Origin of the sequence: Pseudomonas sp. G11, assembly GCF_029457515.1 — a bacterium.
GTDB classification, from domain to species: Bacteria; Pseudomonadota; Gammaproteobacteria; order Pseudomonadales; family Pseudomonadaceae; genus Aquipseudomonas; species Aquipseudomonas gorinensis.
Genome location: NZ_CP120377.1, coordinates 2,577,284 through 2,600,190 on the forward strand (window position 1 = coordinate 2,577,284; position 22,907 = coordinate 2,600,190).

17 protein-coding genes are annotated in these 22,907 nt (G+C 60.8%); 4 read left to right on the top strand and 13 right to left on the bottom strand.

Annotation, left to right across the window (positions count from 1 at the left end; genetic code table 11):
• Nucleotides 1-24: 24 nt before the first annotated feature.
• Both P2T68_RS11960 and P2T68_RS11965 read right to left on the bottom strand, forming a co-directional pair.
• Entirely contained in the window at nucleotides 25-4,815 is a 4,791-nt protein-coding gene (locus P2T68_RS11960; RefSeq protein WP_277379378.1) for an RHS repeat-associated core domain-containing protein, read from the bottom strand.
• Nucleotides 4,816-5,041: 226 nt separating this feature from the next.
• Nucleotides 5,042-5,656, bottom strand: coding sequence for a LysE family translocator (locus tag P2T68_RS11965; RefSeq protein ID WP_024074498.1), 615 nt, complete (start codon nucleotides 5,654-5,656; stop codon nucleotides 5,042-5,044).
• Between the two features lie 144 nt (nucleotides 5,657-5,800).
• Between P2T68_RS11965 and P2T68_RS11970 the strand changes: the two genes are divergently transcribed.
• Nucleotides 5,801-6,886, top strand: a complete 1,086-nt coding sequence (locus P2T68_RS11970) for a DUF1615 domain-containing protein (RefSeq protein ID WP_069076249.1) — start codon at nucleotides 5,801-5,803, stop codon at nucleotides 6,884-6,886.
• 130 nt (nucleotides 6,887-7,016) lie between these two features.
• On the opposite strand, the gene P2T68_RS11975 is transcribed toward P2T68_RS11970, so the two are convergent.
• Nucleotides 7,017-7,883 carry a DUF4349 domain-containing protein gene (locus P2T68_RS11975; RefSeq protein ID WP_277379379.1) on the bottom strand — a complete coding sequence of 289 codons (867 nt, stop codon included), beginning with the start codon at nucleotides 7,881-7,883 and terminating at the stop codon, nucleotides 7,017-7,019.
• A 157-nt stretch (nucleotides 7,884-8,040) separates the two neighbouring features.
• Here P2T68_RS11975 and P2T68_RS11980 point away from each other — a divergent pair, with 157 nt between their 5' ends.
• Nucleotides 8,041-8,463: a PaaI family thioesterase gene (locus P2T68_RS11980; RefSeq protein WP_024074501.1), complete on the top strand. Its 423-nt coding sequence runs from the start codon at nucleotides 8,041-8,043 to the stop codon at nucleotides 8,461-8,463.
• Between the two features lie 182 nt (nucleotides 8,464-8,645).
• On the opposite strand, the gene P2T68_RS11985 is transcribed toward P2T68_RS11980, so the two are convergent.
• From P2T68_RS11985 to P2T68_RS11995, 3 genes are read right to left on the bottom strand one after another with little or no spacing between them, the layout of a single operon-like run.
• Nucleotides 8,646-9,827 (bottom strand): acetyl-CoA C-acetyltransferase, encoded by a 1,182-nt coding sequence (locus tag P2T68_RS11985; protein ID WP_102625476.1) that lies wholly within the window; start codon nucleotides 9,825-9,827, stop codon nucleotides 8,646-8,648.
• An 11-nt stretch (nucleotides 9,828-9,838) separates the two neighbouring features.
• Nucleotides 9,839-10,498, bottom strand: a complete 660-nt coding sequence (locus P2T68_RS11990) for a CoA transferase subunit B (protein WP_024074503.1) — start codon at nucleotides 10,496-10,498, stop codon at nucleotides 9,839-9,841.
• Nucleotides 10,499-10,529: 31 nt separating this feature from the next.
• Nucleotides 10,530-11,228: a CoA transferase subunit A gene (locus tag P2T68_RS11995; RefSeq protein WP_010566044.1), complete on the bottom strand. Its 699-nt coding sequence runs from the start codon at nucleotides 11,226-11,228 to the stop codon at nucleotides 10,530-10,532.
• A gap of 132 nt (nucleotides 11,229-11,360) precedes the next feature.
• Here P2T68_RS11995 and P2T68_RS12000 point away from each other — a divergent pair, with 132 nt between their 5' ends.
• Nucleotides 11,361-12,260: a LysR family transcriptional regulator gene (locus P2T68_RS12000; RefSeq protein ID WP_024074504.1), complete on the top strand. Its 900-nt coding sequence runs from the start codon at nucleotides 11,361-11,363 to the stop codon at nucleotides 12,258-12,260.
• A 100-nt stretch (nucleotides 12,261-12,360) separates the two neighbouring features.
• On the opposite strand, the gene P2T68_RS12005 is transcribed toward P2T68_RS12000, so the two are convergent.
• The 6 genes from P2T68_RS12005 to P2T68_RS12030 form a co-directional block, all read right to left on the bottom strand.
• A complete protein-coding gene (locus P2T68_RS12005; RefSeq protein WP_069076246.1) occupies nucleotides 12,361-12,690 on the bottom strand; it encodes a hypothetical protein in 330 nt (109 codons plus the stop codon).
• Between the two features lie 559 nt (nucleotides 12,691-13,249).
• On the bottom strand, nucleotides 13,250-14,098 hold the full coding sequence (locus tag P2T68_RS12010; RefSeq protein WP_102625477.1) for an NAD-dependent protein deacetylase: 849 nt from the start codon (nucleotides 14,096-14,098) through the stop codon (nucleotides 13,250-13,252).
• Nucleotides 14,099-14,106: 8 nt separating this feature from the next.
• A complete protein-coding gene (locus P2T68_RS12015) occupies nucleotides 14,107-14,547 on the bottom strand; it encodes a CBS domain-containing protein (RefSeq protein ID WP_024074507.1) in 441 nt (146 codons plus the stop codon).
• A gap of 129 nt (nucleotides 14,548-14,676) precedes the next feature.
• Nucleotides 14,677-16,626 carry a DNA topoisomerase III gene (locus P2T68_RS12020; protein WP_102625478.1) on the bottom strand — a complete coding sequence of 650 codons (1,950 nt, stop codon included), beginning with the start codon at nucleotides 16,624-16,626 and terminating at the stop codon, nucleotides 14,677-14,679.
• A gap of 162 nt (nucleotides 16,627-16,788) precedes the next feature.
• Complete coding sequence (locus P2T68_RS12025; RefSeq protein ID WP_024074509.1) at nucleotides 16,789-18,411, bottom strand: MFS transporter; 1,623 nt, start codon at nucleotides 18,409-18,411, stop codon at nucleotides 16,789-16,791.
• A 115-nt stretch (nucleotides 18,412-18,526) separates the two neighbouring features.
• Nucleotides 18,527-20,197 (bottom strand): GMC family oxidoreductase N-terminal domain-containing protein, encoded by a 1,671-nt coding sequence (locus P2T68_RS12030; protein ID WP_069076242.1) that lies wholly within the window; start codon nucleotides 20,195-20,197, stop codon nucleotides 18,527-18,529.
• A gap of 187 nt (nucleotides 20,198-20,384) precedes the next feature.
• On the opposite strand from P2T68_RS12030, the gene P2T68_RS12035 reads away from it, so the two are divergent.
• A complete protein-coding gene (locus P2T68_RS12035) occupies nucleotides 20,385-21,278 on the top strand; it encodes a LysR family transcriptional regulator (protein ID WP_069076241.1) in 894 nt (297 codons plus the stop codon).
• 528 nt (nucleotides 21,279-21,806) lie between these two features.
• Here P2T68_RS12035 and P2T68_RS12040 read toward each other — a convergent pair.
• Entirely contained in the window at nucleotides 21,807-22,904 is a 1,098-nt protein-coding gene (locus P2T68_RS12040; protein WP_024074512.1) for a DNA alkylation repair protein, read from the bottom strand.
• Between the last annotated feature and the right edge of the window lie 3 nt (nucleotides 22,905-22,907).

A 22,907-nucleotide genomic window follows, 5' to 3' on the forward strand; every position in this document is an offset into this window, starting at 1 on the left:
AATGGGCACTTCAGCATCGTCTGCTCACTTAGGGAATGCGGTAAATGGTCGAGTTGGATTGTTTCTATCAAATCTGACCTCTGCTCTGTCCATGTTTTCAATGTACTTAGGATCGTTTACGTCTCGGCGGTTAGGTTTGTAGCCGCGTCCGGCTCCGGGTAGCTCGACTATAACCACGGGGTTACCTCCTCCATCAAGACCTGTAGGAAATGGTGAATTGCCTTGCATCCTGCCCATGGCTTTATTTATAGCGTGAAGCTGCATTCCCCAGGTTTTAAATTGGGAGCTGGAATTGATAGTTTCTCTTTTTCCAGTGGTTGGACTTGTTCCATCAATAGATCGTTGCTTTAAAGCGTTGTCTGGTATCTCCGGGCCATGCTTTTCAACCGAGTGCATATCGTATTTCTGTTCCCAACCCAGTACTTTTTGTTTTGCATTTGCCTCTTTCAGTTCATCTATTCTCGCCTGTCGTTGAGTGCGCGTCAGTTGAGGTAGAGCTGGCGCGCCTTCATTAACGCTAGACTTCGGAAGGATAGGAGGAGCGCCAGGCTTGCATTCGTCACCAGGGCAGGTGCTTAAACCTAGTGGATCCACCCACCCCGTAGGATTGGGCACATACTGGTACCCATTGATCCCACCCGCCAACTTCACCGGATCCGGTGTCAGGTAACGACCAACATCCGGATTGTAGTAGCGATGGCGGTTGTAGTGCAGCCCGCTTTCCTGATCGAAGTACTGGCCCTGGAAACGCAGTGGGTTGTCGACTGTTCCGATGTCGAGCCGGGTGATTTCGCCGTAGGCGCGGTAGTGCGCGGACCAGACGATTTCGCCCTCGGGATTGGTGAGTTCCTGCGGTGTGCCGAGGTGGTCGAGTTGGTAGTGGTAGGGCTTCGTTTCTTTTGGGCCGAAGCCTTCCAATAGCGCCAGTGGGCGAAAGCTGTCCGGTTCGTAGAGGTAGCTGCGATGCTTTTCGGCGTGGTGTTCGGCGATGAGCTTGTCGCCTTGCCAGAAAAACTCGGTGGTGATGTTGTCGACGGTTTTGCTGATTCGTCGCCCAAACGGATCGTAGCGATAGCTCGCGGTTTGGCCGTCGGGCTGGGTAATGCCGATCAGCCGATGCTGGCAGTCGTAGCGATACTCGGTGACGAGTTGATGGTCTTTGCCGCGCCGTTCGCGGATCAGGTTGCCGAAGGCGTCGTAGTCGTAGTGGCGGTCGCCCTGGATCATCAGGCGGTTGCCGGCGACGATGTCGGGGCCGGGGCGGTCTTGCATGAGCAGGTTGCCGGCCGGGTCGTGGGCGAAGCGTTCCTGCGGGGCTTGCGAGTGGTCGGCGCGGGTGAGGCGGGCGAGGGGGTCGTAGTGGTAGTGGTGTTCGCCTTTGCGGCTGTCGACTAGACGGGTGAGGTTGCCGCTTTTGTCGTAGTCGTAGTGGCGTTGGTAGAGGGGGGTGCCCTGTTGCGCGACGGTGTGGGCGTGCAGGCGGTGTTGTTCGTCGTAGTGGTAGTGGCTGAGGAGCTGGCCCTGTTGGCGTTGGCTTTCGCGGCCGGCGTTGAACAGATGGGAAGTGAGCATTTCTCCATTCAATTCAACCGTGGCGAGGTGGCCACCTTTGTCGTGGTTGAAGGTGAGGCGGTTGTTATCGGGTAAACGCAGGTGTTTCAGCTGACCGCACGCGTCGTAGCCATAGCGCAAGGTGCCCCAGCCTTGGTGTTCGGCGGTGAGACGGTTTTGGCTATCGTATTCGTAGGCTAACGCCCAGTGACCGTCGTCGACGCTGAGGAGGTTGCCTTGGCGGTCGTAGGTATATTCAACAAGGTTACCGTCGGGGAGGGTTTTTCGTACAAGGCGTCCGGCGTGGTCTCGCTCATAACGAGTAACGAGCTGACTGCCATCGTCGCCGTGTTCGGTCTTTTCCTGCAGGTTGCCGTTGAGGTCGTAGGCGTAAGCGGTACGCTGCCCATCAAACCCGACTTCCTGCTGGATCAGGCCGTTGGGGTGGTAGTCGAGCCGGTAGGTCTCGCCAACCTCGTTTTCGATCTCGGTCAGCAGTAACCGGGCGTTGTCGTAGCGGTAGTGGACCTGGGTGCCATCGGCATTGATACGGCGGCTGATCAGGTGCAGGCCGTCGGCGTATTCGTAGCGGGTGACTCGTCCGAGTTCATCGCGTTCGGCGGTGATTTTTCCGTAGGGGTTGTAGCTGTATTCGCGCGTGGCGCCGTCCGCTTGGGTTAGCCTGACTAAGCGCCCGGCGGCATCCCATTGATACTGGATCAGCGCGCCATGCTCATCCTCGCGGGCAATCTGTCGACCCAAGTCGTCATAGCGATAGCGCCGCACACCGCCATTGGGCCGCGTCTGCTCCAGCAGTTGCCCGCGCTCATTCCACACCAGCCGCTGGCAGCTGTGATCCGGGTACCAAACCCCCACCAGTTGTCCGTATTGGTCGTAGCTGTAGTCGGTGACATGGCCGTCGGGATCGGTCTTACGCGTAATGTCGCCCTGGTCATTACGCTCGTACTTCCACAGCGCCTGACCCCGGCGCACCACGCGTACGAAGCCATTGTCATGCTCGTAGGACGTCGGCTCGTCATCCCCCGGAAACAGCGCGACCAAGCGCCCGGCTTCGTCGTACTGATACGCCGTCACCGCCCCCAGCGGATCTTGCTCAATCGTCAGCCGACCTTTGTCATCGTAGGATTTGAAGTGCTGCGCACCGTCCGGATCAATCCGCTGCACCAGCCGCGCCCGGTCGTCATGGACATACACTTCCTGACTGCCATCGGCGTTGTGCACCGTGACGCGCCCGTCGTCACTCCACACATAGCGCGTGTCCATCTGCGAAAAACTGGCCCAATGCCGGACACATCGCGCCGCCTTGCCAGACCGTTCCCACGCCCAGAAGAAACTCGCCCCGCCGGCCAATTGCCGCTCGAGAATGACGTGCTTATCGTCGTAGCGGTAAACCTCGCTTTCGCCGACGGCATTGGTCGCCGAGACCAGCCGTCCAGCGTTGTCATAGGCGTAGGCAACAACGTGCTGCTCCGTCACCCAGACGTAGGGTTCATGCCCCTTGGCGCGCTGAACCTGGTAGTCCACCGCCACAATGCGGCCCCGTTCATAGCGCAAAAACAGCGACCGGCCCGCGCCGTTATCCAACCGCTCAATGCGCCCCAATACGTCTCGGAAAATTCGCAGGCGGTTGTCATACGCATCACTGATCGAGACCAATACTCCGTCGCGAAAGTGATAAAACCGCGCCGCCTGGGCCAGCACCAGTTCATCCGGCGAAGCGCCCAGATAGATCGCCGCTTCAGCCAGGCTATTGGTGATCGCGGGGCGAGCAGCGGTGGGCAGTGGAAACTCAGTCGTGCGGTTTTCATGGTCAATCCAGACGACCGAATCGCCCACCACAGAAAGCCTGTGCGCCAGCGAATGACTCCAGCCAAAGCCCAACCCGCAATCCACTTCCACCGCACTGGTGCGGTACAACCGGGTCCACTCGAACGGCAAAATCCCGTCCAGCGTGCCATCGGTCAGGGTGAGCAGCTCCTCGCCGGTAACCATCGACACCGGGCAGCCGTTGGTGACGGTCTTGTCCGAAGACGCGGCAGCATCCCCCGCAGGGTTTTTCCCCGAAACAGGCGCATCATCCACGTGCTCTTGCCTGACCAATACCGTTTGCGGGCGCTTGTTTCGAACTGCCGGCACCGAGTTTGAAACCAGGTTCTCACCCGCCTTCAGCGGTGCAACAGGTACAGACTTCGAGATCATCGAGCCGCCGAGCAACAACGGTTTCGCCGCTGCCACATGGGGCTCCAACGTCGGTCCTGCAACCTGCTTGGCGAGCAACTGCAGCAGCTCCCGCGCCCGTCCGGACTTGACCTGGCTCAGCACCTGGGAGCCCAGGCGCACCGCAACCCCCATCCCGGCCGTCACCCGAATCAGCAGCAGGTTGATCAGCACCTCACCGGTGATCTCGCCCCACAGTTCATGCATTTGCGGGGGCGGCAGCAGGCGCATCCAACTGACCATCGCCGACACATAGATGAACAGCAGCGGCTCATCGCTGAGGATCAGCAGGCCATGGGCGATCTTGTCGTTGCCCAGCTTCAACAGCTCATCGAGCTCGGCCTGGGAGAGGTATTGCAGCAGCTTTTCGCTGTTGGGCTTGATGTCCTTCAGCAGCTCATACAGCTGCGTAATGTTGTCCCACAGGCTGTAGAGCGCTTTGCCGATACCACTTAGGAACGCGGTCTCCAGCAGCCTGCGCCGGTCCAGTGGACTGGTGTCCGTATAGCCTTGCCACTGAGCTTGGAAAGCGCCGGCCCACTCTTCACGCAGGCGCACTTCCAGCTCGGCGATCACCGACTGATAAGACGCATACAGCGCCTTGACGTGATCCTTGGAAACGTTGGGATAGAAGGTGATTTGGTACTGCTGGTTGCGATCGCACTCGGTGATTTCGAGGATGCCGCTCGGGCCGATGGTTTTGTGGATCGGTTCACCCAGCGGGCCGCCGTTTGGATCAACGCGTTGCAGCACCACCGGTGTATTGCCGATGGGGACGAAGCGCGTGCTCTGGAACATATGCACCAGCGTCAGCGTGCCATCGGCCCGGCATGTGGCGACGGTGCTGCTCGGATAGAGGGAACGGGTCGTCGGTGCGACCAGCGCCACCTCATCCCCTACCTTGAATACCTGCTCGACATCGAGTGCCGAAAAGCTCCAGAAGCTCGCCGCCCAGGTGTCAAAGGTGTTGAGGCATTCACGAAAGTCGCGGAAGACGCCTTCAACGTCGACCGTCTTCACGTCCATTGGGGTCAGGACTAACCTGCCAATGGCCGGGTTCAAGCGGCAGCCCCCGCCATCGGGGCCTCAATAAAAAACGCCATCTGCAATCCCTCGCACTGTGTATTCAGGCGAGGGACTTTGCAGATGTTCTCAGGGAAGGGGAGTAGAGGTTATCCGGCGATCGGGTGGGACGTTTCGTCTTCTTTCGGCCCAGCTCGAAAGGGCTTTGCGGCCCGGCGAATGTAAGCTTTCAACGCTGCGCAAATGCCAGGTTCAGCCCCAACCCCGCAAACGCCGCCGCAAAACTGCGCCGCAACCAGTTCTGCACCCGTGGCGACTCGACCACCGTACGGCGGAACCCGTTGGCCAGCAGGCCATAGACCACAAACACCGCAAAGGTCATCGCCATGAACACGCCGCTCAGCACCAGCATTTGCAGGGCGGGCGCGGTGCTGCCTGGGGTGACGAACTGGGGCAGGAAGGCCAGGAAGAAAATGGTCAGCTTGGGGTTGAGAATATTCAGCAGGAAACCGCGGACCATCAAACTGTGTGCAGTCGCGACCGTTGGCGCGTCGTTCATGGCGAAGGCCGAGCGATCCCGCCAGGTGGCATACGCCAGGTACAACAGGTAGGCGACGCCGGCGTACTTCAACGCTTCGAAGGCCAGCGCACTGGTGTGCAGCAGCGCGGACAGGCCAAGCACCGACGCCAGCAGGTGGGGGAGGATGCCCGCCGTGCAGCCCAGGGCGGCGAAGACGCTGGCGCGCTTGCCGGCCGTGAGGCCTGTGGACACGGTGAAGATCACGCCGGTGCCGGGAATCAGCACGACAATCAGGCAGGTGACGAAAAAGTTCAGGCTAAGCATGGCATTCAAACTCCGTGTAGGAATGGTCGTTGATAGATCCTGTCACGTTCGACCCGGGAGGGCGAGAGGGGCGATTGGCGAACCCGCGTTAGACTTACCGGTCGAACCCCGCAATGCCTGACCATTGTCTTTCAAGGAAGCCCCATGTCCGTACGCTGCCTGATCCTGTGCCTCACCCCCTTGCTGGTGCTGGCCGGCTGCTCTACATCGCGGGCCCCGCAACAGCCGGAGCGCAGCGAGGCTGAGGTGAAAGCGCAGATCGTGCGACTGCTGCCCTCAACGGTGGCGGACCGGAATGGGTGGGCCCAAGACATTTACACGGCCTTCGACACCCAGAATATCTACCCCAGTACTGAAAATATCTGCGCTGTGTTGGCGGTGACCGAGCAAGAGTCCACCTACCAGGTCGACCCGGCAGTACCCGGCATGGGCAAGATCGCCCAGGATGAAATCCTGCGCCGTGCCGGTAAGGTCCATGTGCCGGCATTTGTCGTACGCAGTGCGCTGCAATTGCGTTCACCCACCGGCAAGTCCTACGCCGATCGCTTGAACGCCGCGCGCACGGAGAAAGACCTCAGCGGTATTTTCGACGATTTCATCAGCATGGTGCCTTTGGGCAACACGCTGTTTGGCGGTTTCAACCCAGTGCACACTGCTGGGCCCATGCAGGTCAGCATCGATTTTGCGCAAAAACACGCGCGGGGTTATCCCTACACGGTGGAGGGGACGATTCGCCGCGAGGTCTTTACCCGGCGTGGCGGCCTGTATTTTGGTATCGCCCATTTACTGGGGTATCCGGTGAGCTACGAGCAGCCGCTGTATCGCTTCGCCGACTTCAATGCGGGTTGGTACGCCAGCCGTAATGCGGCGTTCCAGGCTGCTGTCAGCCGTGTCTCGGGTAAAGAACTGGCGCTGGATGGCGACCTGATCAACTACGGTTCCTTGTTGCCCGGCACCACCGAACTGGCGGTGCGCTCATTGGGCGCGAAGCTTGACATGCGCAACCCCAGCATCCGTAGCCAACTGGAGCAGGGTGAGCAGCTGGATTTTGAAGAAACAACCCTCTACACACGGGTGTTTGCCCTGGCCGACAAAGCTGCTGGCAAGCCGCTGCCCCGGGCGATCCTGCCGGGCATTGTGCTCAAGAGCCCGAAGATCACCCGTAACCTGACCACGGCGTGGTTTGCCAAGCGCGTGGATGAGCGGTATCAGCGTTGTATGAAGCGCTGACACCGAATCACTGTGGCGAGCGGGCTTGCTCTGGCCAGTAGGCTTGCTCTGGCTAGTAGGCTTGTCGTGGCGAGCGGGCTTGCCCCGCGTCGGGCTGCGAAGCAGCCCCAATAAAGCAGAATGCGGTGTATCAGGTATCTTTTGGCTCCTGATTCCGGGGCTGCTTCGCAGCCCGACGCGGGGCAAGCCCGCTCGCCACAGCAAGCCTGTGCGACACAACGAATCTGCGCCATAGCCACACCCACAACCACACCACCGGAAACGCCAGGATCACGAACGGCAGCACGTAGCTGGCGCGCTCCAGGGCGTCTGCGGTGCCGTCCACCAGGTTCGTGCCCAGGTTGCTGAACATCCGGCTGAAGCGTGACGCTGGATTCGCGCCGTCGGAGGAGCGGAAGTTCAGCGTTACGCGGTTGGTATCGAGGCGATGTTGCTGGCCGGCAGCGACCTGGGCCAATGCCTGCAACTCGTTTTCGATGCCCGCTTGCTCCTTGCTCAAGGCGATCAGGTCGCTGACGGTGATGTCTTTGCGCTTGGCCAGTTCGTCGAGGCGTTGCTGCTGGGCTTGCAGCCGATCCTGGCGACGGCGCACATCGGCGACCGCATCGGCCAGGTCTTCGGCGCGGGTGATGCGCTGCCCGAGTTTGCCGCCTTCGGCAGCCAGGGTGACCATCGGTTCCACGCCGCCAGGCGCGATGCGCAGGATGATCTCGCCGCCATTACCGTCTTCGGTGATGCCGAGGATATTGCAGGCGCCAAACCGCGCGGACTCGCAGGCTTCGCGAGTGGCCTGCATGCGTGGTGCGAGCAAGGCGCCAGGCAGGGCCAGGGTCAACTCATGTTCATAGGCCAGTTGCGCGCCGGCCCGGCCTTGTTCGCCGCTGATCACCGTGGCGCGGGAGTGGTCCTTGGGCGAACAGCCGGCCAGGGCGAGGCCGGCGAACAAGATCATCAGAGGCATGCGGAGCGGGTGGGAGTTGCCGTCCAGGTGGCGCATTGCGATTCCTTGAGGTGTGCAGGAGACATTGGCGGCGATTAAAGCGGGTCTGGCCAATTAACGCAAAGCATCCCAGGGGATTTGCAGCGCTGATGGTGATGGCCGTCGTTTCGGACCCGGCGTACACCTCAAGCCTTATTCCAGGGACGTACTCGCCATGATCGCTCACGCTGTGCCCGAAGGTTTTGTCTCGCTGCCCCGAAGCAGTCCACTCCTTGACCTGCTGGGCCCGGCGTATTGCCGGGGGGAGGGCCTGCAACTGGAGATCGGCTTGCGTGCCGACAACCGTCACGCCAATGGACGCGGCACGGTGCATGGCGGGGTGTTGGCGACGCTGGCGGATATCGGCATGGGGTATGCCATGGCGTTTTCCAGTGAGCCGCCGTTGCCGTTGATTACGGCAAGCATGACGGTTGATTACCTGGGAGCGGTGCAGGTGGGGGAGTGGATCACCGTGCGCTTGGAGCATCACAAGCGGGGGCGGCAGATGGCGTTTGCCACCGTGGGTTTGCGGGTGGGGGAGAAGGTGGTCGCGCGGGCTAATGCGGTGTTTGCCGTGCCTCAATCTGACAGGCAATGAAGAGCTGATGTGGGAGGGGGCTTGCCCCCGATGAGGGTGGGTCAGTTAATACATCTGTAGCTGACCCGCTTCTATCGGGAGCAAGCCCCCTTCCACAGTAGGACTGTGTTTTTTCAGGGAAGCCGCGTAAAGAAAAGGCCTGGCTTTTCGTGGAGCCGGGCCTTTTCAGTGTTGCTCTTTTATCAGCTGCGTTCGAGTGCCAGGGCCACGCCTTGGCCGCCACCGATGCACAGCGTCGCCAGGCCTTTCTTGGCGTCGCGCTTGATCATTTCATGCAGCAGGGTCACCAGTACGCGGCAGCCTGAAGCACCGATCGGGTGGCCGATGGCGATGGCGCCGCCGTTGACGTTGACCTTGTCGGCGTCCCATTCCAGCTCTTTGCCCACCGCCAGGGATTGTGCGGCGAAGGCCTCGTTGGCTTCGATCAGGTCCAGGTCGCCCAGTTTCCAGCCGGCCTTGTCCAGGCAACGACGGGTCGCCGAGACCGGGCCGATGCCCATGATTGCCGGGTCGACGCCAGCATTGGCGTAGCTGGCGATACGGGCCAGCACCGGCAGGCCCAGGGCCTTGGCTTTGTCCGCGCTCATCAGCAGCACCGCAGCGGCGCCGTCGTTGAGGCTGGAGGCGTTGCCGGCGGTGACACTGCCGTCTTTCTTGAACGCCGGCTTGAGCTTGGCCAGGGATTCGGCGGTGGTGCCGGCGCGCGGCTGTTCATCCACTGCAAAGGCAATCGGGTCGCCCTTGCGCTGGGGAATCAGGATCGGCGTGATCTCATCGGCAAAGCGCCCGGCTTCAATGGCGGCCGCGGCTTTTTGCTGGGACGCGGCGGCGAAGGCGTCCTGGGCTTCACGGCTGATACCGTATTTGTCCACCAGGTTCTCGGCGGTGATGCCCATGTGGTAGTCATTGAACGCATCCCACAAGCCATCGGTGATCATGCTGTCGATCATCTTGGCGTGGCCCATGCGCAAGCCGGTGCGCGCAGCAGGCAACACGTAGGGAGCAAGGCTCATGTTCTCCATGCCGCCAGCGACGATCACCTCGGCGTCCCCGCAGCGGATGGCCTGGGCGCCCAGGTGCAGGGCCTTGAGGCCCGAGCCGCAGACCTTGTTCAGGGTCAGGGCGGGTACGGCATGGGGCAGGCCGGCCAGGATCGAGGCCTGGCGCGCCGGGTTCTGGCCTGAGCCGGCGGTGAGCACCTGGCCGAGGATCACTTCATCGACTTCGGCCGGGTCCAGGCCGGTCTGCTCCAGCAGGCGACGGATCACGGCAGCGCCCAGTTCCGGTGCCGGGATGCTGGCCAGCGAACCTTGAAAGCTGCCCACGGCGGTGCGGGTGGCAGCGACAATCACGACGTCTTGCATGGAATCAGTCCTCACTGGAAGTGCATTTCTGGAACGTTGTCCGGGACGATCAGTTTACCGGCGGTCTTGCTCACAATCTCTTCAACGCTGACGCCAGGTGCGCGTTCCTTGAGGACAAAAGCGCCATTTTCGATTTCCAGGTAGGCCAGGTCCGTCAGTACACGCTTGATGCAGTTCGCACCGGTCAGCGGCAGGCTGCATTGGCTGAGCAGCTTGGACTCACCGTCCTTGGACGCGTGGGTCATGATCACGATGATGTTTTCTGCGCCGGCCACCAGGTCCATGGCGCCGCCCATGCCTTTGACCAGCTTGCCGGGGATCATCCACGAGGCGATGTTGCCGTGGACGTCGACTTCAAACGCACCCAGCACGGTCAGGTCGACGTGGCCGCCGCGAATCATTGCAAAGGACTCGGCGGAGGAGAAGATCGAGGCGCCGATACGCGCGGTCACGGTTTGCTTGCCGGCGTTGATCATGTCGGCATCAATGGTTTCTTCGGTGGGAAACGGGCCCATGCCAAGCAGGCCGTTTTCCGATTGCAGCATCACTTCCATGCCTTCGGGGATGTAGTTGGCCACCAGGGTCGGAATGCCGATGCCGAGGTTGACGTAAAAACCATCCTGCATTTCGCGGGCGACGCGTTGAGCCATTTGTTCGCGGGTGAGAGCCATGGTGACTTCCTCTTATTGTTCTGGACGTGGATTATTTGCGGACGGTGCGCTGTTCGATGCGCTTCTCGAAGGTGCCGCAGATGATCCGGTCGACGTAGATGCCAGGGGTGTGGATCTGCGACGGTTCCAGTTCGCCCGGTTCGACGATTTCCTCGACTTCGACCACCGTGATCTTGCCGGCGGTGGCGGCCAGCGGGTTGAAGTTCTGGGCCGTGTGGCGGTAGATGACGTTGCCGAAGTGGTCGGCTTTCCATCCCTTGACGATGGCAAAATCACCGGTGATGGACTCTTCCATCAGGTAGGGGCGGCCATTGAATTCACGGGTTTCCTTGCCTTCTGCGACGGGCGTGCCGACACCGGTGGCAGTGAAGAACGCTGGGATGCCAGCACCGCCTGCGCGCATTTTTTCCGCCAGGGTGCCTTGGGGAGTCAGCACCACTTCGATTTCGCCGCTGAGCAATTGCTTCTCGAACAGCGCGTTTTCACCGACGTAGGAGGCGATCACTTTGCGGATCTGTTTTTCTTCCAGCAGCACGCCCAGGCCGAAACCGTCGACACCGCAGTTATTGGAAACCACGGTCAGGTCGCGGGTGCCTTTGCGCTTGATTTCGGCGATGAGGTTTTCCGGAATGCCGCACAGGCCAAAACCACCCGCGAGCACGGTCATGCCGTCTTCCAGGCCTGCCAGCGCTTCTTCATAGGACGCCACGCGTTTATCGAAACCTGCCATATGCACCTCTTTTATTGTTTGTGGTCCAGCCATTGAACGAAGTGTTGCGCCGACGGATTGATTTGTTAAGTTGTTTTTTAAGGTTGATTGATTTAGAAAACAGCATAGTCGAGCCGTCTACGGAGTAGCCTCATGACAGTTAAACAGATGCGTGCCTTTCTTGCCGTGGCCCAGAGCCTGAGTTTTGCCGCTGCCTGCGAACGCCTGCACCTCTCCCAATCGGCCTTGAGCCTGACCATCAAGGGCCTGGAAGAAGGGCTGGGCGGGCGCTTGTTCAGCCGTAATACACGCAATGTCGCGCTGACACCCGAGGGCGAATCCCTGCTGCCCCTGGCACGCCGGCTGATGGCTGACTGGGACAATGCCGAGGACGAACTGCGCCAGTTGTTCACCCTGCAGCGGGGGCGGGTAACGGTGGCCGCGATGCCGTCGTTCGCCGGTAACCTGTTGCCGCCGATCCTGAAGATATTCCGCGCACGTTACCCCCAGGTGAATGTGACGGTACACGACCTGATCAACGAACAGGTGCTGGAAATGGTGCGCGACCGCCAGGTGGAACTGGGCGTGGCGTTTGAGCCGGCGGAAGGCTCGTCACTGCTCTTTACCCCGCTGTACCTGGACCGCTTCATTGCCGTGGTGCCTGGCGATTCACCGCTGGCGCAGTACGCCGAGATCGATTGGCAAACCCTGCTGGAGCAACCGTTTATTACCTTGCAGCGGCCCTCTACGGTACGGGTGATGCTCGAAGAACACCTGGGCGCTTTAAAACGCAAGCTACCGGTGGCATTGGAGAGCCACCAATTGGCAACCGTGGGCAAGATGGTTGCCAGCGGCTTGGGCGTCAGCGCGGTACCGGCGTTATGTGCGCAGCAGATGCGGGAGGCGGGAGCCCATTGCATTACCTTGACCGACCCGGTGATAGAGCGGCCGATTGGGGTGTTGACCAAGCCGGGGTATGAACTGTCAGCCGCCGCGCAGGCGTTGTTTGACATCTTTCGCGATGAGGCGGGGAAGGGCCGGTTCCCGCTGTGACGCTTGCGTCAGCGCCGGTTTATATGAATAAAAAATAATCGCGCGCATAAAAAAGTCCGCTCGGCTAACCGGGCGGACTTAATGTTGTAATGATTTTTTATCAGCAGTATTTATCAATCACTTTAACTTGCGATTGGCCCTTGATGTTCTGCCATTCGGTATTAAGTGTATGGAACACTTGCTCGATAAAGTTACGATCGGCAGCCGCTTTTTTACCGACATAACCCTGGCCGCGGCGGTACATCCGCAGGCGCGCCGCCAGTTCACGGTTATTGCGGTCGAACTCCGCTTCTTCGGTGTGGGGCGCCAGGCAGTCAATTTTGACTTCGCCCGATTTACCAATCCACAGGATATGGTCGTCGAGTTTGTCTTTCTGCGCTGCGAACATATCAGCCAATTCATCGATAGTTGGTTGGTTGTTCAGATTCATGTGTAAGCCCCTTGACCAGTTGGCGATCTATCAATTGATTCGTTAATACACGTTTAAGTTGTCTCCGGTTCCGAAAACCGGGCGTCAGCGACTGTCTGCCGAATACGGGCAGGGTCTTGAACCTGATGCATGTAGTCTTGCTGATGAACTGCTACGCAATGGTTTCATAACGAAGACAAGCAGCGTTTGAGCTCCTTGTACCGATCCTTTCGGGCCGGTCAGCTTCATCAATCTGCCTTGTGGGCAGTGCACATCCGGAAAAAACAGCTCGGCGGTCAGACGAGCTTGTTCAAAACGCTTGTTGCCAACGCTCCCGATCCGGGAGACGTCTAGATCATGCAAGGACAAAAAGGTTACGTCAACGGTTATGTAGTGATTATTTTCGATCACTACATAAATCGCCGTGGGGACGGGAGGATGCAGGAGAAGGTGACTTGGGCGTCATTTTTTGTGCTGATTAGTCGCCGGCGCCAAGTGGCCATTCAGCGCTTGACCCTGGTGGGAGGGGGTAACTCGAATCGTCGCACCGCCCCCTTCGACGGGTTGATCTGTGGTGTCTTTAGGCTCCCAGCCGCTCGGCCAGCAAAGGCAACAACCGCTCACAAGAGGCTTCGATTTTCACCTGCAAGAGCTCATCGCCTCGGGTCTTGCCCAGGTTAATGGCGATCACCGGCTTGCCCTGTTCGACCATCGCCTTGCACAGGCGAAATGCCGAATAGGCCATCAGCGAAGAGCCTACCACCAGCAAGCCCTCGGCCTGCGCCACTGCGGCCATCGCCCTGGCCGCCGTGGCCGGCGCGACGTTCTCGCCAAAAAACACCACATCCGGCTTCAGTCGTTCGCCATCGCAATGGGGGCAGTGGGGTACCTGGAACTGCTCTTCGAAGGTCGGGTCAAGCAAGGTGTCGCCATCAGGCGCCTGGACGGCATGCACCTGCGCCAGGTAGGGATTGGCGATTTCCATTTGCCGCTGAACGCCATCGCGGGGGCTGCGTAGCTGGCAATCCAGGCACAGTACTCGATGCAGGCTGCCATGCAGTTCGATGACATCGTGGCTACCGGCCTGATCATGCAGGGTGTCGACGTTTTGCGTGATCAGGCCACTGATGCGCTGGCGTTGCTGCAGGGTCGCCAGCGCGCGGTGGGCGTTGTTCGGTTGGGCGATACGTACTCGCGGCCAACCCAGCATTGCCCGCGCCCAGTAACGGCGTCGCGCTTGCGGTGTGGCCAGGAACTCCTGGTACATCATCGGCGCCTTGCCCCGGCGTACGCCTTCGCTGTCACGGTAATCGGGTATCCCCGACGACGTACTGATCCCTGCACCGGTCAACACCAGAAAGCGCCGTTCGGCCAGGGCCCGGTGCAGGGTGTCGAGGTGATCCTCTTGATGTTCCAGCGTGTCGAGCATGGGGTCCCCTATTCGCCGCGGATGTATTGCTCCAGCTGTTTGATCAGGTCGGCCTGGTCGGCAATGGCTTCTTTTACCAAGTCACCGATGGAGAGCAGGCCCAGCAGTTTGCCGTCTTCGACCACCGGCAGGTGGCGCAGGTGACTGTCGGTCATGATGTTCATGCACTCATCGACCTTTTTATGGGTGTCGACGGTGATCACCGGAGAGCTCATCACCTCATGGACCTTTGTAGTGACCGACGACAGACCCTTGAGCATGATTTTGCGCGCGTAATCACGTTCGCTGATGATGCCTACCACCACGCCATCCTTAACGACCGGCAAGGCCCCGACGTTTTTCTCCGACATCCGGACCAGTGCTTCAAACACGGTGTGGTCGTGTTTGATGACATGGACTTCCTGGTTTTTCTGGTCCTTGGCTTTGAGCACTTGTGCAACGGTTTTCATGGCGACCACTCCGGTTTTTTTTAGTTAGTCTGGCTCCCCCTACAGAATCCTAGACGGCCCGCGCGGCGGCAAGGTCCAAAGCGGCGTTAAACCCGTCGAAAAACGTCATTCGCCGGTTTTTTTTACCTTTCATCCCGCATTCGCTGGCTTTTTGCCGCGCTTGGGGCTGCCGGCGGTCTTGCGGGGTGCGGCCTTGCGCTTCTTTTTCCACGGTGCGGCGCCTCGGCCCGCCGGGCTGGCCGGCCCCATGATGGTCATGCGCATGCCGTTGCAGCGCGCCACCTGCTTGCTCATCCAGGCCGCCTGTTTGGCGACGAATTCTTCCAGGCTCATCTCGCCGCTTTGCACCATGTCCAACGCCTGCTCCCAGATCGCGGTGGTGCCGGGGTCGGCGATGGCGCGGGGTACCGCGTCGATCAGGCTGAAGGCTGCCGGGGTTGCCGACAAGGCCTTGCCGTTCTTCACCAGGTAACCCCGGTCGAGCAACCCTTGGATAATGCCGGCGCGGGTGGCCTCGGTGCCGATGCCGGTGGTGTCCTTGAGTTTTTGCTTGAGCAGTGGGTCTTCCACCAGTTTCGCGACGTTTTTCATCGCCTTGATCAGGTCGCCTTCGGTGAAGGGTTTGGGCGGTTGGGTCCACAGGTCCTTCAGGTTGACCTTGGCCACTGCGTATTCCTGGCCTTGCACCAGTGTTGGCAAGGCCTGGGGGGCCGGGGCTTCGCGCCCCTTGGCCGGTGCGAGGGCTTCGGGCAAGGCCCGTTTCCACCCCGCTTCGATCACGACTTTGCCCACCGCGCGTAACGCCTGGCCCGCGCAGTCGAAATCCGCCTGGGTGCGATCGTATTCGTGGTTGGGCAGAAACTGCGCCAGGTAGCGCGCGCGAATAAGGGTGTAGACCGCGCGGTGCTTGCCGGTGAGTTGGCCAACGTCCTTGCCGGCCCCGGTGGGAATGATGCCGTGGTGGGCGCTGACCTTGGCATCATTCCAGGCTCGTGAGCGGCGCTGGGGGTCGATATGCGGCATCAACTCGTTCACTGCCGCATCCGCGCGGCCCAGCGCGGCGAGAATCTTCGGCGCTTCGCTGTGCTGGCTCAATGGCAGGTAGCCGCAGTCACTGCGCGGGTAGGTGATGACCTTGTAGGTTTCGTAGAGGGATTGGGCGATATCCAGGGTTTCCTGGGCGCCGAGCCCGAGCTTCTTCGAGCAGATTTCCTGCAGGGTGCCCAGGTCGAAGGGCAGGGGGGCCACTTCGCGCATGCGTTCGGTGCGCAACTTCACCAACTGTGCGCGGGCGGCCTGGGTCATGGCGTCGGCGGCGTCCCGGGCGAGTTGCGGGTTGAGGCAGCGGCCCTGGTCGTCACAGGCGTCCTCGGCGGCGCGCCATTGGGCGGTGAACGTCATGTGCTCATGACGCAGGTCGACATCGATCGCCCAGTACGCCACCGGCACGAAGTCGGCGATGCTGCGGTCGCGGTCCACCACCAGGCGCAACGTCGGGGTTTGCACGCGCCCCACTGGCAGCACGCCTTGGTAGCCGGATTGACGGCCGAGCAAGGTAAACAGGCGGCTCATGTTCATGCCGATCAGCCAGTCGGCGCGGGAGCGGCCCAACGCCGAGTGATACAGGCTGAAGGTCTCGGCACCGGGCTTGAGTGCGGCCAGGGCCTTGCGAATGGAGGCGTCGTCCAGCGCCGACAACCATAGCCGCTGGATCGGCCCGCGATAACGGCAATGTTCCACCAGCTCCCGGGCGATCATTTCGCCTTCACGGTCGGCGTCGGTGGCGATCACCAGTTCCTGGGCTTCCCCCAGCAGGCGCTTGACCGCCTTGAATTGGCTGGCGGTCTTGGGCTTGACCCGCATTTTCCATGTTTGCGGGACGATCGGCAGATCGGCGAGCACCCAGCGTTTGTACTTGGCGTCGTAGGCGTCGGGCGGGGCGGTTTCCAGCAGGTGGCCGATGCACCAGGTGACGGTGACTCCGCTGCCCAGCCAGCAACCGTCGCCACGGCGACTGGCGCCGAGCACGGCCGCGATATCCTTGGCCTGGGAGGGTTTTTCACAGAGGAACAGCCGCATGGTCAGCCCATTCGATACAGAGTTGAATGGGGAGCAGGATGGGCAAAAGACGGGAAATGATCAACCTTTATCTGGATGGATATACAGCTATTTGTGTGGCGCTGGAAAAAATGTGGGAGGGGCAGCCTCCCACAGGGGATCTCCTGTGTTCAGAAGATCGGTTTAGTTGTTATCGATATCCACATGCCGCGTTTCCTTGAGGCAGAACATCCCCACGATCAGGCTAACGCCAGTCACCGCTACCGGGTACCACAGGCCATAGAAGATATCGCCGGTGTACACCACCAGGGCAAACGACACGGTTGGCAGGAACCCACCAAACCAGCCGTTACCGATGTGGTAAGGCAGGGACATCGAGGTGTAGCGGATGCGCGTCGGGAACAGTTCCACCATCAGTGCCGCCAGCGGGCCGTAGCACATGGCTGCGATCAGGATCAGCGCGACGATCAGCACCACCACCATCACCTTGTTGACCTGGGCCACATCCGCCGAAGTCGGATAACCCGCCAGCGCCACCGCGCCACGCAGGGCGGCTTCGTCAAAACCATCGATACGCACTTCACCCACGCTCACTTGCACCGGGCTGCCGGCCGGGGCGGCGGCGCTGCTGTAGGGCAGGCCTTGCTTGACCAGGAAGGTCTTGACCTTGTCGCAGGGGCTGTCGAAACGCGCCTTGCCTACCGGGTCGAACTGGAAGGTGCAGGTGGCCGGGTCGGCCAGTACGGTGATTGGCGCCTGGTGGCTGGCCTGGTCCATCGCCGGGTTGGTGTAGTGCGCCAGGCTCTTGAAGATCGGGAAGTACAACGCGGTGGCCAGCAGCAGGCCGAGCATCAGCACCGGCTTGCGTCCAACCTTGTCCGAGAGCCAGCCAAAGAAGATAAAGAACGGCGCCCCGATCACGACGCTGATGATCAACAGCATGTTGGCCAGGGCCGGGTCCATCTTTAGGAACTGCGTGAGGAAGAACAGCACATAAAACTGCGCCGCGTAGAAGGTCACCGCTTGCCCGCCGTTGATGCTGAACAGCGCAATCAGCACCACCTTGAGGTTTTCCCATTTGCCGAAGGACTCACGGATCGGCGCCTTGCTCGCCTTGCCTTCCTCTTTCATCTTCAGGAAGGCGGGTGACTCATGCAGGCTCATGCGGATCCAGGTGGAAATGCCCAGCAGTACGATGGAAAACAGGAACGGAATGCGCCAGCCCCAGACTTCGAACTGGTCACCGGTGAAGTAACGGCATGCCAGTACCACCAGCAGCGAGAGCAGCAGGCCGAGGGTGGCAGTGGATTGAATCCAGCTGGTGTGGAGGCCGCGTTTGCCGACCGGCGCATGTTCGGCGACATAGGTGGCCGCACCGCCATATTCACCACCCAGCGCCAGGCCTTGCAGCATGCGCAGCACGATCAGGATGATCGGCGCCGCGATGCCGATGCTGGCGTAAGTGGGCAACAGCCCGACGCAAAAGGTCGCGACGCCCATCAGGATGATGGTGACGAGAAAGGTGTATTTGCGTCCGATCATGTCGCCCAGGCGACCGAATACCAGGGCGCCGAACGGTCGTACGACAAAGCCGGCAGCAAAGGCCATCAGGGCAAAGATAAACGCCGTGGTGTCGTTGACCCCGGCAAAGAACTGTTTGCTGATCACCGCCGCCAGGGCGCCGTAGAGGAAGAAGTCATACCACTCGAACACCGTCCCCAGGGACGAGGCGAAAATGACTTTCCTTGATTCGCTGGCGGTACTCGGGCTGACCGCCGAGCCCAGGACTTGAGCATGTTCTGACATCGGGTATCCCTCACAGTGATTATTTATTGTTGTTCCACTGTCGGCGCCAACCTCGGCGCCGGTCTGTTTTCCGTTCCTCAGCAGGAGCGGACTTGCTCGCGAAAATCGTCAACGATTACGCGGGAAACCTGGCTGAACGTGGCGCCTTTGCATTTTTCTCGAGTTGGCTGCTGGCTCCTGCAGTATTCGGTGAAAGGATCAACTGCGCGGCTTTCTCGGCGATCATCAGCGTCGGTGAACAGGTATTGCCGGATGTAATGCGCGGCATGATCGAGGCATCGGCGATGCGCAGGCCGGGCACGCCATGCACGCGCAGTTGCGCGTCGACCACCGCGTCCTTGTCATCGCCCATGCGGCAGGTGCCCACGGGATGGAAGATAGTCGTTCCGATGCGCGCGGCGGCTTCGTGCAGTTGCTCTTCGGTTTGCAACGCATCGCCGGGCAGGTACTCCACGGGTTTGAACTGGCTGAGAGCCGGCGCCGCCACAATGCGCCGGGTCAGGCGAATGGCATCGGCAGCGACGCGCAAGTCTTCCGGATGGCTGAGGTAATTGGGCTGGATCAGCGGTGCATCCGCCGGGTTGGCTGAGCGGATATCGATGCGGCCGCGGCTGTGCGGGCGCAGGTCGCAGACCGACGCGGTAAAGGCCGGGAAGGCATGCAGCGGCTCGCCAAAACGCTCCAGGGACAGCGGCTGTACATGGTATTCAAGGTTGGCCGAGGTCTGTTCCGGACCGGAGCGGGCAAACGCACCGAGCTGGCTGGGCGCCATCGACAGCGGGCCGCTGCGGTCATACAGGTAGCGCAGGCCCATGCCCATCTTGCCCCACACGGTGCCGGCGATCTGGTTCAAGGTGCGGGCGTTTTCCAGCTTGTAGATCAGCCGCAGTTGCAAGTGGTCTTGCAGGTTGCCGCCGACACCCGGCAGTTCATGCACCACGTCAATGCCCAGCGGCTTGAGCACATGGGCGGGGCCGATTCCCGAGCGTTGCAGGATACCCGGCGAACCGACGGAGCCGGCGCATAGCACGATCTCCTTGCGGGCTTCCCAACTGACCTGCTGGCCGTGCTGGCGCCCGAGTACCTTGGAGGCGCGGCCGTTCTCCAGCAGCACACGGTCGACCTCCACCTCGGTCAGCACGGTCAGGTTAGGCCGTTGGCGGATCGGCTTGAGAAATGCCTTGGCCGCATTCCAGCGTACCCCGGCCTTCTGATTGACCTGAAAGTAGCCGCAGCCTTCGTTATCGCCTTGGTTGAAGTCGCTGATGTTGGCAATGCCGCTCTGCGCCGCGGCGTCGCGAAACGCATCCAGGATCGGCCACGACAATCGTTGTTGTTCTACCCGCCATTCGCCGCCATCGCTGTGGAATTCCGAGCCGCCGGCAAAATGGTTTTCGCTCTGCTTGAACAGCGGCAGCACGTCTTTCCAGGCCCAGCCGGCGTTGCCTGCCGCCGCCCAGCCGTCATAGTCCTGGGCCTGGCCGCGCATGTAGATCATGCCGTTGATGGAGGAACAGCCCCCCAGCACCTTGCCGCGTGGATAACTCAGTGCGCGGCCTTGCAGGCCCTCCTGGGCTTCGGTCTTGAAGCACCAGTCGGTGCGCGGGTTACCGATACAGAACAGGTAGCCGACGGGGATATGGATCCAGGGGTAATTGTCGCGACCACCGGCTTCGAGCAGCAGCACGCGGTGGGCGGGGTTGGCGGACAGTCGATTGGCCAGCAGGCAACCCGCGGGGCCGGCGCCTACTACCACGTAATCGTATTGCGCAGCTGCAATGGGCATCTGAGGTCTCGCTTGTTTTTCTTATTGGCTCCATCCTAGTTGTTAGTTTTCGTCTTAAAAATGTTAGTTTTTACCCAGCTGCTGTGCGTTTTTAAACAGCGCTGCCGGTTGGCGCCAGCCCCTTTGGCGAACGAGCTTGTTGTGGCGAGGCTTAAGTCATTATTTATGCCCAAGGGAGAAAGGCGACATGTTCGACTGGAATGACCTGCGATATTTCCTGGAGTTGCAGCGCAGCGGCCGCCTGCTGACTGCCGCACAGCGCCTGAAAACTACCCACGCCACGGTGGCGCGGCATATCGAGGCCATCGAGAAAAGCCTGGGTACGGCGTTGTTTGTGCAGCACGCCCAGGGCTACGAGCTGACGCCTGCTGGCGAAGCCTTGCTCAAGCACGCCGAAGCCATGGAAAACGTCGCGCTGCTGGCCGAAGACGAACTCACCCACAGCGCCGCCCCGCTAGGCAAGATCCGCCTGGGCGTGGCCGAGGGCCTCGGCGTGATGTTCCTCGCCAGCCGCATGGGCGGGCTGTTCGAGCGCTACCCAGGGTTGGAAGTCGAGCTGGTGGCGGTGCCGCGCTTTGTCAGCATTCTCAACCGCGAAGCGGAAATCAGTATTCACCTCGAACGCCCCAGCGTCGACCAACTGGTAACGCGCAAGCTCACCGACTACCGCCTGGCCCTCTACGCCAGCCGCGCCTACCTGGCGCGCACGCCACCGATTGAAAAACGCGAAGACCTCGCGGCCCATTCATGGATCGATTACGTCGACGACCTGCTGTTCAGCCAGGAATTGAAGTTCCTTAGCAGTTTCTGCCGTAACCCCAAGGTGGTGTTCCACAGCACCAGCGTGATCGCCCAGCACCAGGCGGCACGCTCGGGGTTGGGGATTGCCGTGTTGCCGTGCTTCATGGCCGCCGGCGACCCCGACCTGGTGCCGTTGCTGCCGGGGGAGGGGATTCAGCGCAGCTACTGGATCAGCTCGCGCAGGGAGTTGCACAAGTCGGTGCGGCTGCGGGTGTTGTGGGATTACGTGGTGGAGTTGTGCGCGCGGGAGCAGCCGCTGCTGCTCGGCGAATCCAACTGAAGAAACCGGATCAACAATGTGGGAGGCTCCGCTAAATCTCCAACTTGGCGCTGTCGCGCAGCAAACTGGAACCCCTGTGGCGAGCGGGCTTGTTGTGGCTAGTAGGCTTGTTGTGGCGAGCGGGCTTGCCCTAATGCCGTTCAGTTAAGCGTACATCGCCTTCTGTAGGAGCGAGCTTGCTCGCGAAAAACGTCAACGATAACGCGTGTTTCCTGAGTGAACGCGGCGCCTGTGAGTTCTTCGCGAGCAAGCTCGCTCCTACAAAAAAGCCTTAACTGAACGGCATTAGGGCTTGCCCCGCGTTGGGCTGCGAAGCAGCCCCAAGACCAGCCGCCCCGGCAATATCTGATACACCGCATTCTGCTTTATTGGGGCTGCTTCGCAGCCCAACGCGGGGCAAGCCCGCTCGCCACAACAAGCCGGCTCGCCACAACAAGCCGGCTCGCCACAACAGCCCGTTCGCCGCAAAAATGCGGTCATGGGGGCAGCCTCTTCCCACTTTTGATTTGTGGTGGTGGTTAAGTCGGGTCAATCGCGCAATACGAATTCCGCACTGCCCAATCGCTCCCCATTCACCAGCACATGCACCTTATGCCTGCCAGGGTAGTGCTTACGCGTGGTCAGTTCGCGGATGTGCTGCTCGCGGCTGATACGTTGATGTTCACCCGCCGCCAGCGTGAAGGCCTTGAGCTTGAACACCTTGGCCGCGCTGTGGCCGGCGCTTTTGACATAGTCGATGGCGTAGTCCACCACCAGCTTTTGCGCGGTGGCGGCGGTGGACTCCAGGCTGAACGACAGGTTGATGCGCTCGCCCAGTTTGATGACCGCCGGGGAGACGTTCAAATGATGAATCTTCACCTCGGCCTTGGCCCCTGCGCCCATGATCGTCAGTGCCCGGGTGTTGCCTTGCTTGATCAAGCTGCGCAGTGCATGGCGGGCAATCCAGGCGGTGTGGGGGTTGTCGAGGTTCCAGCCTTCAATCAGGCTGAGCACCCAGTCCGGGTGGTCCTTGGTGATGTCGTTGAGATGGTTGGCCACGGACTTGCGCACGTAGAGGCTGCTGTCGGCCTTGAGGTTGTCTAGGATCGACGCGCACAGCTCGGGGTTGGCCTGCACTTCGGCCAGGCGAAACGACCAGGGCAGGCGTGGCCGCGAGCCCTCGCTGGCGAGGCGACGTACGTGTTCGTTGGTATCCCGCGACCACTGTTGCATCACCGCCAGGGTGCGGTGGAAATCGTGCAACAGGAAGTGCCGGATGGCGAATTCGGCCGAACCGAACGTGGTGAAGTATTTGAGCGCGGCCATGGAGCGCTTGAAGTCATCCCGGCCGTAACTCGCCACGTAGTGCGGCAGGAACAGGCTGACAAACCCGCTGTTCAGGCGCGGCGCCAAGGCGTAGAGCAATTTCAGGGTCTGCGGGTAATCCAGCGCGATTACCGCGTGCAGGCTCTCGCTGACCCGCGCCATGCGCTGCATCACCGACAACTCGGCCAACCCGGCCTTCGCATGCTTGAGGAAACCCTTGGCGTCGAACGCCGGATACACCGCGCTCATTTCGGTGGCGATGTGTTGCAGGCGTTCGACGTTGAAGATTTCCTTGAGGGCCGGGGCGCTTTGGTCGGTCATCGG

Bases quoted from the DNA above. Each gene is read 5' to 3' on its own strand.
- P2T68_RS11960 (WP_277379378.1), bottom strand. From the start codon at position 4,815: ATGGACGTGAAGACGGTCGACGTTGAAGGCGTCTTCCGCGACTTTCGT.
- P2T68_RS11965 (WP_024074498.1), bottom strand. From the start codon at position 5,656: ATGCTTAGCCTGAACTTTTTCGTCACCTGCCTGATTGTCGTGCTGATT.
- P2T68_RS11970 (WP_069076249.1), top strand. From the start codon at position 5,801: ATGTCCGTACGCTGCCTGATCCTGTGCCTCACCCCCTTGCTGGTGCTG.
- P2T68_RS11975 (WP_277379379.1), bottom strand. From the start codon at position 7,883: ATGCGCCACCTGGACGGCAACTCCCACCCGCTCCGCATGCCTCTGATG.
- P2T68_RS11980 (WP_024074501.1), top strand. From the start codon at position 8,041: ATGATCGCTCACGCTGTGCCCGAAGGTTTTGTCTCGCTGCCCCGAAGC.
- P2T68_RS11985 (WP_102625476.1), bottom strand. From the start codon at position 9,827: ATGCAAGACGTCGTGATTGTCGCTGCCACCCGCACCGCCGTGGGCAGC.
- P2T68_RS11990 (WP_024074503.1), bottom strand. From the start codon at position 10,498: ATGGCTCTCACCCGCGAACAAATGGCTCAACGCGTCGCCCGCGAAATG.
- P2T68_RS11995 (WP_010566044.1), bottom strand. From the start codon at position 11,228: ATGGCAGGTTTCGATAAACGCGTGGCGTCCTATGAAGAAGCGCTGGCA.
- P2T68_RS12000 (WP_024074504.1), top strand. From the start codon at position 11,361: ATGACAGTTAAACAGATGCGTGCCTTTCTTGCCGTGGCCCAGAGCCTG.
- P2T68_RS12005 (WP_069076246.1), bottom strand. From the start codon at position 12,690: ATGAATCTGAACAACCAACCAACTATCGATGAATTGGCTGATATGTTC.
- P2T68_RS12010 (WP_102625477.1), bottom strand. From the start codon at position 14,098: ATGCTCGACACGCTGGAACATCAAGAGGATCACCTCGACACCCTGCAC.
- P2T68_RS12015 (WP_024074507.1), bottom strand. From the start codon at position 14,547: ATGAAAACCGTTGCACAAGTGCTCAAAGCCAAGGACCAGAAAAACCAG.
- P2T68_RS12020 (WP_102625478.1), bottom strand. From the start codon at position 16,626: ATGCGGCTGTTCCTCTGTGAAAAACCCTCCCAGGCCAAGGATATCGCG.
- P2T68_RS12025 (WP_024074509.1), bottom strand. From the start codon at position 18,411: ATGTCAGAACATGCTCAAGTCCTGGGCTCGGCGGTCAGCCCGAGTACC.
- P2T68_RS12030 (WP_069076242.1), bottom strand. From the start codon at position 20,197: ATGCCCATTGCAGCTGCGCAATACGATTACGTGGTAGTAGGCGCCGGC.
- P2T68_RS12035 (WP_069076241.1), top strand. From the start codon at position 20,385: ATGTTCGACTGGAATGACCTGCGATATTTCCTGGAGTTGCAGCGCAGC.
- P2T68_RS12040 (WP_024074512.1), bottom strand. From the start codon at position 22,904: ATGACCGACCAAAGCGCCCCGGCCCTCAAGGAAATCTTCAACGTCGAA.